The organism is Nocardia sp. NPDC004260 (assembly GCF_053603155.1).
Genome location: NZ_JBSGEZ010000134.1, coordinates 1 through 9,644, shown reverse-complemented (window position 1 = coordinate 9,644; position 9,644 = coordinate 1). Strand labels below are relative to the sequence as shown.

The window sequence follows — 9,644 nt, the reverse complement described above, 5'->3', positions numbered from 1 at the left end:
TGTGGTCCAGGAGTGTGGATTACGGTGGCCGACCTGACCGAGGAGGCGGCGTGAAATGCGCTCTCACCTGGTAAAATTGAGCGTGGCCGGGGGCTCTGACACACCCCGGCCACTGACCGAATCTGCACGACGAGAAGAGAGATTCAGCCGTGACTGATGGTACCGATAGACCTCCGCAATCCCCCGAAGAGTGGGACCAGTGGGAGCGTGAACAACTGGAGTCATTCGCGACGGCATTGCGGGGCGCACGGAAGGCGAGGGGGATGTCAATGCAGGCTCTTGCCGAGGCGGTCGGGCAGTCGCGAGATGTGATCTGGAACGCCGAGTCAACGAAGAGGCTCACGCGTCTTCCGAGCGCGACCCTGGTGATGCGATACGCCGCCGCCCTCGGAGTCGCACCGTCAGATCTGGTTCCGGGTTTCGCTACCGTCGACGCCAGATTGCTACACGAGGCGCGAGCGCGCCTCTTCGCGATCCGCGACGCGCTCGGCCCCGCCTACGCCGAGGAGACCCCGTGACCTCCGACCCCCTGTCCCGTCTCCGGGCTGGACTCGCCGAGGACGAGCGCGACGCGATGAAGGCGCAGCAGGCAGCCGAATCTCAGGGCGGCGAGCTTTGGGTCGTCACGGGCACGGACAACGCTGTCGGTGTGGATTACGACCCTGCTCGCGTCCTGCGCCAGGTAGAGGCGATACGGAAGATGCTTGGGCGCTACGAGAACGAGATGCGCATGGCCAGCATCGACACAGACCCGCAAGCGCGTGCCTACGGGCGCGGCTACCGGTCGGCTTGTCGACAGTTCGTGGATGAACTGGCCTCCATCTACCCCGAGGGGGGCTCGTGACCACCGAGGACTTCCTGTCGCGCCTGCGGGCTGGACTCGCCGAGGACGAGCGGATAGCGCGAGCAGCGGCCGACCACGACACCGCCGGAACCGGGGATGGTTCGTGGTTCTCGGCGAACGCGAACTACTACGGACTCACCCTCTGCGAGTCCGAGTCTCAAGCCGACCTGCTCGACTACCACCAGACGGCGGACACGGAGCACATCACCCGCCAATCCCCGAAGGCCACACTAGACCGGGTGGAGGCGATACGGAAGGGGCTGGACCTGATCGAGCGCCGCGACGAACTGTTCCAGGGCAAGCGATTCCATCGGGACGCCGAGAGCCACTACTTCGAGCAGGGCTTCGACGCTGCCTGCGGATTGTTCATCGAAGCCCTCGCGGCGGGGTACGCCGGAGGCGGGTGCGAACACCCTGACATCACCCTGGAGGACCGCTCGACGATCGGCGACTTCGAGGCGTCCACCTACCGCTGCACGGCCTGTGAGGACACGGCCATCATCAACCGCGTCGCTGGGGATGAACCGACCGGTGATGAAGTTCGGCGGGCGTTCTACCTCGAACCCATCGAGGAGGCCAAGCCCGCCCAGGATATGTCCGCAGCCGACCTGCACCGCCGCTTCGCGCACCCTGGCTATGAGTACGAGATAACCGAAGGCCCGCGCAAGGCTTGGGAGTACGCCGACGAGCGTCCCGAGGGCGAGGGCTGGGAGCGGAATGTGGACGCGGGCCGTGACGGTTGGGAGCGGTTCGACTACACGGAAGAGTCGTACTGGCGTCGCCCCCGGCATCGCGCCGAGCCCACCGAGACAGGAGAACCGACGTGAGCGCCACAGTATGCGGATGTCCACGTAACTACTGCGGTGACATCCCCTGCCACAACTGCGGTGAGATGGTGAACCAGCGGTGTTGGGCGTGCGGCACCGAGCGCGGTGCAGGGCCGTGCCCGAACCCGGTCGACCAGGAGCGAGGGGAGAAGCCGTGAACTGGTTTCACCGCCACTCCTGGTCGAAGTGGCAGCTGGTCAAGGTTCGATGCGTGACAGAGTGGTCCGCGCCGAACACGTTCGAGCATGAACGGCAGGAGCGGCGCTGCACCGACTGCGGCCGTATTCAGCGCGCGGAACTCGAAGCATGAGCAGGGAGGAGAAGCCGTGAGCGAGAAGCATCGCCTCCAAGCGCAAGCCGCAGGGCAGACCGGTTGGGGAAGAGTCGGCTCCAGCGAGGACCACCTGCGGTACATGTATCTGCTGCCCGGCCGCTACCGCAATCGGCGCCGCTGCTACTGCGGGTGCACAGGCAAGGCATCGCATGGCGGCGCGGCCAACGGCGTAGCACTCGTCGCTGGGTGCGAGCTGGCCATGCGGCGATGGGTGAAGACCGGAGAGTATCGGACGCAGGAGGAGCTGGAGCGGATCGCGCGGAAGCGGGGTGGAGTGCGGTGACTGCCAACCCAGAGCAAGCCGTCCTCGACGCCATAGCAGGCTTGGAGCAGGACGAGATCGGCGAACTCGTCCGGTGGCAGCTGGAGGAAGGCGTCCGCCGCGGCGATGGCCCGGACGATGGGTGCGACGACGAGGGATACATCCCCGGAGGGCTCGTCGGTTGCCGTCCGCGTGAGCCCCGCCCTGTCCCGATGCGGCCGCCGAGCGGTCCGTGGTGGCGCTGCGACGACCCCGCGAATCTCACGGTGAACATCACCCAAACCGCCCACGTCGGCTCGCACGCCACCCGCTGGGAGGTTCGAGTGGGGGAGCAGGTCGTCGTGGACTGCATGATCGAGTGGGGCAGCGACATCCCCGCGCCAGTGGATTTCGAACTGGACGAGTCGTCACCACCTTGGGGCCGGAAGGCGAGGTGGATGGCGGTCCGGTGTGAGACGAAACCTGAGGCGGGAGAGTGGCGGTTGTGGGAGCGCGCCGCACTTGTTCCGGTCGGCTTGAGCTTATCGGGGGAGCGAGGGGAGAAGCCGTGAGCGACACAGAACCCATCGACTTCCAAGAGTGCCGCGACCGCTGGGGCAGGGGCTGCACCCGCACCTACGACGCAGACGGCAACCTCACACAGTTGACCGACGGGCACGGCAACGTCGTCCCGCCAGAGGACTGGGAGCAGTTCATCGCCTACCACCACTCGGCAGTCCATGAGTCGTGGATGGAAGCGGCGCAGGAGGCGGCGTACTACCGACAGCGTGCGCTCGGAGGGACGCCGTGACCACCACCCCGGAACAAGCCGCACTCGCGCAGCGCATTCTGGACCAGTGCCTGTCGCTTCTCGACGACATGAATGCCGAGAAGGCGCGCGACAGCCTCTACGACCATCCAGCCTGCCAAGACAGGGCGGGGCATGGTCTGGAGTATCGGCCAGCGGCCATCCGGTACGACCAGCACGGCTGTGGCACCGGCCTGCAATGCGAGGACTGCGCCGCTGCCGCCTCGAACCGATTCGCGGCCATCGTGGGCCAATTCGGCTACGCCACGTGCACCCGATGCGAGCGGCGCTTCTCCGCCCACGAAGAATTCACGACAATCGAGAGGCTGGCCGAGGCGGCAGGATCAACCGGCTCGAGTTCGTCACCCTGATCCGCTATCGTCATCCCCGTCAAACAGCAATCAGCACCGCGTCCGCTGGTTTGTCTACCTGAGGCCACCCCTTCTAGCCGGGGTGGCCTTGGTGCTTTCCGGGGTGTGACTTGCATGTGTGGCGACTCGAGATCAGCGGACAAAATCGATAGAATCGAACTCATGAGCGACAGGCTGTGGAGGCCCTGGTCATGAGCATCTATGCGGGTGGTCGTCACAGGCCACATCCCGATTCGCCCTCATCGACGCGATGCAGTTGGGCGCTGTGCACCGTAAACGTCAGCTACCGGTTCCTGCACGCGAATGTCCTGCTGTGCCAAGACCATGCCTTGCTGACATGGGCTGCGGTACAGGCCATGCAGGAAGACTCGCAGATACCGAAGGGGCTGCCGCCACTGCCAAAGGCAGATCCGCAGACGAGCGGCTACGTCTACTACCTCCGCATCGGCGACCGCGTGAAGATCGGTCACACCACCGACCTCGATCGCAGGCTCGCCACCTATCCGCCCACCATGGAAATCCTGAAGATCCGGAAGGGCGGCCGCCAGCTCGAGCGCGACGAGCACAGTCGGTTCAGTCCTTGGCGCACCGACGGTCGGGAATGGTTCGAGGCCAATGCGGAGGTCTTGAACCGGATCTCTGAAATCAACTCCCCAGAAACCGATGACATTTGGGACCCGGGCGACTTTCAGCGCCGTACTCACAAACCGCAGGTCGTCACACATCGGAAGAGGGAGAGGTCACGCCGTGGGAATTAGTCCCTGCACATACCCGGGTTGCCGCGATCAGAACGGCGACGCCTACCTGACAAGCCTCGGTATGTGCGAGCCATGCCAGCGCCGATTCGCGCGCCTGCTCGGCTGGCTGGTCATGGACTGGGTGAACATCACCACCGAGATGCCCACCCCCACACGGCGGGCGCGGGAAATACTCGCTGACCCGACCCGCGTGTACGGGCACCCCGCGGAGTGGGCATCCGACACCGCCGCCGAGATCGCCACGGTCCTCAACGGAACCCACGACACCCTCGCTGACCTCCTCGGCGACACCCCACCACCCCATCCCGGCATCGCTGAGCGCCTGCGGGTCCGGGCCGCCTGGTACTACCTCGAATGCCGCATCCCCCAACTGGCGGCCGCGGACTTCGGCGGCGACATGGCTGTGGAGATGAAAGACCTCCACGGCAAGATCCGCTCCCAGCTCGGCCTCACACGTCCACGCAAGCTGTTGCCGACCCCGTGCCCGTCCTGCGAGCTGCGGACGTTGTTCCGGACGTTGGACGCCCACAATGACAGCATCGACTGTGGCAACTGCGGGCATGTGATCCGGGAGGAGCACTACCCGTTCTATACGCGGGTGGTTCTGGACACACTCCTCGAACAGGGTGTGGCGGCATGACAACCGGCAGCCGATCATGTAGATTTCACACCTGAGCGGCTGTTTCGTCGTGCCCAGGAACCCCCTGACACCCAGTGTTGAGGGGGTTTTGTCGTTTCCAGGGAGGTGCCTGGATTGATCGTCACCGACGGCCTAGAGCAGAAGATGACCACTGTGGAAGCCTCCTCCGTTTTCAACGTCACGGCGGCGTTGATCCGGAAGTGGGCTTCCCTCGGCAAGATTCAGGCGGTGGGGATGGATCTTCGTGGCCGGAAGCTGTATCGGCTGATCGACATCGCCCGTTACGAGCAGCAGACCCGCCGCGCCGCCGGCCGCGTGTAGGTGGCCCACAAACGTCGTAGCGCACGGTAGCTCCTTTCTCCACAGCCTGTGAGCTGCCGCGCGCTGCGGCCCCTTCTTTCCGAAGTATTCGGCATTTCCGAACAGTTCGCGGTGTGACCTGCGGATTCCTTTTTCATCGGTAACCGACAAGGAGCCCACGATGGGATGGTCCATCGGTTTCGACACCAACTGGCGGCGCGACATCGGCTACGGCGTTCCCGCCCAGTGTGATCACCCGGACTGCGGCAGAGAGATCCACCGCGGCCTGGCCTACGTCTGCGGCGGCCAGCCGTATGGCGGCGAGCGCGGGTGTGGCCTGTACTTCTGCGAAAGCCACCTGCTGTACTCCCTGCCCGATGATGACACCGGAGGCGATCAGGACGCGCCCCAGCGGTGCGAACGCTGCATCGCGGGCGGTGAGCCGTATACGCCCACCGCTGATGTGCAGGAGTGGCTGAGTTGGAAGCTCAATGACGAGAGCTGGGCCACGTGGCGGGCCGAGAACCCGCAGGAAGTGGTTGATATCAGCCGCCGCCTCGCTGCTGCGAACTCCTGACCTACCGATCGCATTGGAGCCCTGATGGACCTGTACGCCGTTATCGACGCGATCCTCGCTCCACTGGCCGAGGACATCCGCCGGGCCTACGAGCACTTCGCCTGGGAGTGCTGATGGACGCCGCAGTCGAGTTGCTCGCCCGTGACGATGTCGAGGTGTCGGTGATGGACTGCACCGCCGCGCCGGGCGGCTCTCTGTTCGTCGTTACCGGTGGCACGAAGCCGGAGTGGATGAAGGGAAAGAACGCCTGATGCTCGATCTGACCGTGTTGTCCGCCCTGGTTCGCCTGTTCTGCCATCCCGCCCCCGCGAAGACGCTGGAGCTGGCGTACACGGCACCGATCGCGGTGTGACAGTGGTGAGCACCCGCGCGCGGATCGGCAAGTTCCTGCGCAAGTGGGCCAACCGCATCGACTACGAGGGCGCGCCCAAGCTCATGGGCTGGTACTTCACCTTCGAGACCGGTGAGGGTATCCGCTTCCGCGAGGACGGGCGTGGATGCCGTCTGGCATATCTGGGTGACGCCGAGTACGAGAAAGCCCACACACAGGCCGGCAGCGCGGAGGAAGACGCCCGCAGGGCCGAACGGCACCGGCTGATCGAAATCGCCATGACCGAACCGGATCCCGTGAAGGCGGGCGAGGCGGCCGCGGAGCTGCATAGGCACTTCCTGGGAGGCGGAGTCGGTGCGTAGGTTGCTGGCCCGCTATCTCCGCCGCTGGGCCGACCACCTCGTCCCTCCCGCACCAGCCCGCGTGGAGTTCGAGGCCATTCACCTACCCAACAGCCACCTCACAGTGTTCCGCAACAAGCGCACAGGCGACATCGAGGGCTGCTGCGGCAGCCGGCCGCGCACCGTCACACTGGAGGGCGCTGATGGGTCGCTGTGGACAGTGAGTGGAGCACCCGAGAAGCCGGAGGACGACTGATGCGCAAGGCACTGGCGGGTCTACTGATCCGCACCGCACACCGGATCTACCGCCCGACGGTCGAGCCCGTGGAACTGGTGACGGTACAGCTGCCCAACGGCGGCATACTTCTCCGAGACACCAAGACCGGCGTCATCAAGGGCGGTGTCGGTGGCGGAACGTCCTCGTTCGGCAACTACGCGTCCGCGCACAACGGAGTTCGCTACGCCGAGACCGGCGTGGCCCTCACCACGGCCGAGAAGCTGGCGCGCCGTTGGGTGCCGCTGCTGGACCGCCTGTCCGGCTACGACGGCCCTGCGCGCCAGTGATGCGCCCAGCTGATCTCTGGGACGCCCTGATGCTGCGCGTTGGCCGATTCGTCCTGCGGATGTTCCGTATCAAGGTCGGCTGAACGGGAGGCCCGCCATGGCTTGGACATTCATCACCACCACACGAGACGTCATCAACGCCCTACTCGGAATGGAGAAGAACATGGGACAGGTAGCCGACGCCCTGACAGGCGTGAAGGACCAACTGGACAAGGCCAAGGGCGAGATCCTGGTGAAGATCGGCGAGCTGGAAACCAAGCTCGCCAACGCCGGCAAGCTCGACGACGCCGACCAGGCCGCGATCCAGGCGTTGAAGGACGCTGCGGTCGACCTGGACAACGTCGTCCCGGACGAGCAGCCTGCCGTCGAGCCGGAGCCCGCGCGGGCCGCTGAGCCCGCCCCGGAGCCGGTTCAGCCCGAGCCGGTGCGCGAGGAACCGACCGAACCCACCACCTGACCGCACGAGGTGCGGCATCGCCGCTGGTCGCATCGAATTCAGCGGTATGTTTCGTGACAGGAGTAAACAATGCTGGGCTTCCTCGCCGGCCTCGCCTGGGACCTGATCAGCTACAACGACTTCCAGATCCCACGCGCCCTGTTCCACTTGCTCGCCACAGGCTCCTCGTAGACACCGCATGAGGTGATGTGATGGCCGGCAATCCAGCACCAGCAGCCAGGCTCCGCGAATACTGGGTCCACGGCGAGGGCGCAGTGAAGATCAAGTGGGGCGCACCCGGCGACTTCGACCGATGCGTGCGCCACCTCGGCAAGTACGTCAAAGACCCCAAAGGTCTGTGCGCCGAGTATCACCACGAAGCCCTCGGGATCTGGCCGGCCACACACGCCAAGCAGGAACGCGCCAAGGGGCACTGATGCCCAAGGCGCCACGCCGCTGCCCCTCACCCGGCTGCACCACCCTGATCAAGCACACCAAGTATTGCCCCGACCACACCGAAGCCTGGGCCACACCCAGCGGATGGCAGAAGCCACCCGGATGGGAACGGCTCAGGCAAACGGTGCTCGAACGAGACAACTGGATCTGCTACCTCTGCGGTCGGCCAGGCGCCGACACCGCAGACCACATCACGCCGATGTCACAAGGCGGCACAGACGCCAAGGGAAATCTGGCCGCGGTGCACGACCGCAACGCCCCCCACTGCCACCGCACCAAGACCAACCGCGACCGCGCTGGCTGACCCCAGGGCGGGGAGCCCCCTCCCCCGGCTCCGCCAGGCATCGGGGCGCTCTGCACATTCCCCCCCGTACGACCCAGGGGGTCGCTGCCCGCCACGGGCTGACCCCGCGAAGGAGGTGCCGACATGGCTGCCTCGAAGCCGGCGAGCCTGCGGGCGCGCCGCAACAAGACTTCGACCCGGGCAACGCTGCGCGCGGTCGACAACCCCGAGATCCCTGATCTGCCTGACCATCTCGCTTGGCACCCCGCGGTGCTGGATTGGTGGGATGACTGCTGGTCTTCGCCGATGGCGCCGGAGTGGACCGAGTCGGATCGGCACGCCTTGTTCTTGGCTGCTCGCCTGATTCAGCAGGTGTGGGATGAGGAGACGTCGCCGGCGTCGCGGGTGACCAGCGCTACGGAAGCTCGGCACTTGCTGCGGGAGTGCGGTCTTACCCCGATGGCACGCCGCAGCTTGCAGTGGGAAGTGGACCGCGGAGAGACGGCGGCGGAGCGGACTGCTCAGCGCCGCGCGACCCGGAAGCCTTCATCGGCCCCGGATCCGCGGCAGGCGATACGCGGAGCGTAAGTGCTCCGCATCTTCCCACCGCTGGAGGACGAATCCTTCCCGACGCTCGGTGATCAGGTTGTCGAGTTCATCGAGGAGAAGGCGGTCTTCGGTCCCGGCAGCCTGAAGGGGCAGCCCGCGCGACTGAACTCGGATCAGAAGCTGTGGATCTACCGCGCCTATGAGGTGTTCCCGAAAGGGCATCACCGCGAAGGGCGCCGCCGGTTCCAGCGCTGCGGGCTCAGTGTCCGGAAGGGTTCAGCGAAGACCGAGTTGGCGGCGTGGATTGCGTTCGCCGAGCTGCACCCAGACGCGCCAGTGCGGTTCAACGGGTTCGAGAAGGACGGAACCCCACGCCTCGGCCGACCGGTGGCAGACCCGTACATTCCGATGCTGGCGAACACTCAGGAGCAGGTCGCGGAGCTGGCGTACGGCGCGCTGATGGTGGTGTGCGAGGAAGGCGCCGACCCCGAGTGCTTCGACATCGGCCTAGACCGCATCATCCGAATCGGATCCGACGGCCGCGCCGACGGCAAAGCGGTTCCGTTGGCCGGCGCGCCGAACGCTCGAGATGGCGCGCGCACCACCTGCCAGATCCTGGACGAGACCCACCGCCTCTACCTGCCGAACCACAAAGCGGCGGTAGAGACGATGATCGCGAACCTGCCGAAGCGCCCGCTCGAGGATCCGTGGATGGCGTCGTTCACCACCGCCGGACAACCTGGGCAGGATTCGGTCGCCGAAGACGAGTTCTTCGAAGCGGAGAAGATCGCCCGCGGCGAGGTGGATCGGCCGTCGTTCTTCTTCTTCCACCGCCAGGCCAGCGATGGATACGACCTCGACCGTTACGAAGACCGTGTCGCCGCGATCACCGAGGCTTCGGGCCCGGACGTCGCGGAGTGGTCGGACATCGAGGGGATCGCCGGGCAGTGGGATCGTCCGAAGGCGGACAAGACCTATCTCGAG

Annotated in this window: 19 protein-coding genes and 1 pseudogene; all 20 read left to right on the top strand. The window is 65.8% G+C overall.

The genetic code is table 11. The annotated features are described in order from the left end of the window. Positions 1-149 precede the first annotated feature (149 nt). Positions 150-518 (top strand): helix-turn-helix domain-containing protein, encoded by a 369-nt coding sequence (locus ACWEO7_RS36880; RefSeq protein ID WP_452430196.1) that lies wholly within the window; start codon positions 150-152, stop codon positions 516-518. Continuing rightward, positions 515-844 (top strand): DUF6221 family protein, encoded by a 330-nt coding sequence (locus ACWEO7_RS36875; RefSeq protein ID WP_452430194.1) that lies wholly within the window; start codon positions 515-517, stop codon positions 842-844. Before ACWEO7_RS36880 ends, ACWEO7_RS36875 begins: the two co-directional genes overlap by 4 nt. Beyond that, positions 841-1,671 (top strand): DUF6221 family protein, encoded by an 831-nt coding sequence (locus ACWEO7_RS36870; protein WP_452430192.1) that lies wholly within the window; start codon positions 841-843, stop codon positions 1,669-1,671. The genes ACWEO7_RS36875 and ACWEO7_RS36870 overlap by 4 nt, the downstream gene beginning before the upstream one ends. Positions 1,672-1,997: 326 nt before the next feature. After that, entirely contained in the window at positions 1,998-2,288 is a 291-nt protein-coding gene (locus tag ACWEO7_RS36865; protein WP_452430190.1) for a hypothetical protein, read from the top strand. Next, complete coding sequence (locus tag ACWEO7_RS36860) at positions 2,285-2,818, top strand: hypothetical protein (protein ID WP_452430188.1); 534 nt, start codon at positions 2,285-2,287, stop codon at positions 2,816-2,818. Before ACWEO7_RS36865 ends, ACWEO7_RS36860 begins: the two co-directional genes overlap by 4 nt. Beyond that, entirely contained in the window at positions 2,815-3,057 is a 243-nt protein-coding gene (locus ACWEO7_RS36855) for a hypothetical protein (RefSeq protein WP_452430187.1), read from the top strand. Before ACWEO7_RS36860 ends, ACWEO7_RS36855 begins: the two co-directional genes overlap by 4 nt. Beyond that, positions 3,054-3,425, top strand: coding sequence for a hypothetical protein (locus ACWEO7_RS36850; RefSeq protein ID WP_452430185.1), 372 nt, complete (start codon positions 3,054-3,056; stop codon positions 3,423-3,425). The genes ACWEO7_RS36855 and ACWEO7_RS36850 overlap by 4 nt, the downstream gene beginning before the upstream one ends. Before the next feature lie 191 nt (positions 3,426-3,616). After that, positions 3,617-4,183, top strand: a complete 567-nt coding sequence (locus ACWEO7_RS36845; RefSeq protein WP_452430184.1) for a GIY-YIG nuclease family protein — start codon at positions 3,617-3,619, stop codon at positions 4,181-4,183. 61 nt (positions 4,184-4,244) lie between these two features. Further along, positions 4,245-4,823 (top strand): hypothetical protein, encoded by a 579-nt coding sequence (locus tag ACWEO7_RS36840; RefSeq protein WP_452430183.1) that lies wholly within the window; start codon positions 4,245-4,247, stop codon positions 4,821-4,823. Positions 4,824-4,937: 114 nt separating this feature from the next. Then, a complete protein-coding gene (locus tag ACWEO7_RS36835) occupies positions 4,938-5,144 on the top strand; it encodes a hypothetical protein (protein ID WP_452430182.1) in 207 nt (68 codons plus the stop codon). A gap of 160 nt (positions 5,145-5,304) precedes the next feature. Beyond that, positions 5,305-5,700, top strand: a complete 396-nt coding sequence (locus ACWEO7_RS36830) for a hypothetical protein (RefSeq protein ID WP_452430180.1) — start codon at positions 5,305-5,307, stop codon at positions 5,698-5,700. Positions 5,701-5,813: 113 nt separating this feature from the next. After that, on the top strand, positions 5,814-5,951 hold the full coding sequence (locus ACWEO7_RS36825) for a hypothetical protein (protein ID WP_452430178.1): 138 nt from the start codon (positions 5,814-5,816) through the stop codon (positions 5,949-5,951). A gap of 106 nt (positions 5,952-6,057) precedes the next feature. Continuing rightward, a complete protein-coding gene (locus ACWEO7_RS36820) occupies positions 6,058-6,393 on the top strand; it encodes a hypothetical protein (protein WP_452430176.1) in 336 nt (111 codons plus the stop codon). Further along, on the top strand, positions 6,386-6,628 hold the full coding sequence (locus ACWEO7_RS36815; RefSeq protein WP_452430175.1) for a hypothetical protein: 243 nt from the start codon (positions 6,386-6,388) through the stop codon (positions 6,626-6,628). The genes ACWEO7_RS36820 and ACWEO7_RS36815 overlap by 8 nt, the downstream gene beginning before the upstream one ends. Further along, the gene (locus ACWEO7_RS36810; protein WP_452430173.1) at positions 6,628-6,936 is read left to right on the top strand and encodes a hypothetical protein; all 309 of its coding nucleotides are present in this window, start codon (positions 6,628-6,630) and stop codon (positions 6,934-6,936) included. The genes ACWEO7_RS36815 and ACWEO7_RS36810 overlap by 1 nt, the downstream gene beginning before the upstream one ends. A gap of 97 nt (positions 6,937-7,033) precedes the next feature. Further along, positions 7,034-7,393 (top strand): hypothetical protein, encoded by a 360-nt coding sequence (locus tag ACWEO7_RS36805; protein ID WP_452430172.1) that lies wholly within the window; start codon positions 7,034-7,036, stop codon positions 7,391-7,393. Positions 7,394-7,584: 191 nt separating this feature from the next. Then, on the top strand, positions 7,585-7,809 hold the full coding sequence (locus tag ACWEO7_RS36800) for a hypothetical protein (RefSeq protein WP_452430170.1): 225 nt from the start codon (positions 7,585-7,587) through the stop codon (positions 7,807-7,809). Beyond that, positions 7,809-8,132 (top strand): HNH endonuclease, encoded by a 324-nt coding sequence (locus ACWEO7_RS36795; RefSeq protein WP_452430169.1) that lies wholly within the window; start codon positions 7,809-7,811, stop codon positions 8,130-8,132. Before ACWEO7_RS36800 ends, ACWEO7_RS36795 begins: the two co-directional genes overlap by 1 nt. Positions 8,133-8,255: 123 nt before the next feature. Beyond that, on the top strand, positions 8,256-8,699 hold the full coding sequence (locus ACWEO7_RS36790; RefSeq protein WP_452430167.1) for a phage terminase small subunit: 444 nt from the start codon (positions 8,256-8,258) through the stop codon (positions 8,697-8,699). Next, positions 8,700-9,644, top strand: a pseudogene (locus ACWEO7_RS36785) (terminase); the annotation flags it as partial.

Excerpts from the sequence above, each read along its gene's own strand:
- ACWEO7_RS36845 (WP_452430184.1), top strand. The coding sequence starts at position 3,617 with ATGAGCATCTATGCGGGTGGTCGTCACAGGCCACATCCCGATTCGCCC.
- ACWEO7_RS36840 (WP_452430183.1), top strand. The coding sequence starts at position 4,245 with ATGTGCGAGCCATGCCAGCGCCGATTCGCGCGCCTGCTCGGCTGGCTG.
- ACWEO7_RS36830 (WP_452430180.1), top strand. The coding sequence starts at position 5,305 with ATGGGATGGTCCATCGGTTTCGACACCAACTGGCGGCGCGACATCGGC.
- ACWEO7_RS36825 (WP_452430178.1), top strand. The coding sequence starts at position 5,814 with ATGGACGCCGCAGTCGAGTTGCTCGCCCGTGACGATGTCGAGGTGTCG.
- ACWEO7_RS36810 (WP_452430173.1), top strand. The coding sequence starts at position 6,628 with ATGCGCAAGGCACTGGCGGGTCTACTGATCCGCACCGCACACCGGATC.
- ACWEO7_RS36805 (WP_452430172.1), top strand. The coding sequence starts at position 7,034 with ATGGCTTGGACATTCATCACCACCACACGAGACGTCATCAACGCCCTA.
- ACWEO7_RS36800 (WP_452430170.1), top strand. The coding sequence starts at position 7,585 with ATGGCCGGCAATCCAGCACCAGCAGCCAGGCTCCGCGAATACTGGGTC.
- ACWEO7_RS36795 (WP_452430169.1), top strand. The coding sequence starts at position 7,809 with ATGCCCAAGGCGCCACGCCGCTGCCCCTCACCCGGCTGCACCACCCTG.
- ACWEO7_RS36790 (WP_452430167.1), top strand. The coding sequence starts at position 8,256 with ATGGCTGCCTCGAAGCCGGCGAGCCTGCGGGCGCGCCGCAACAAGACT.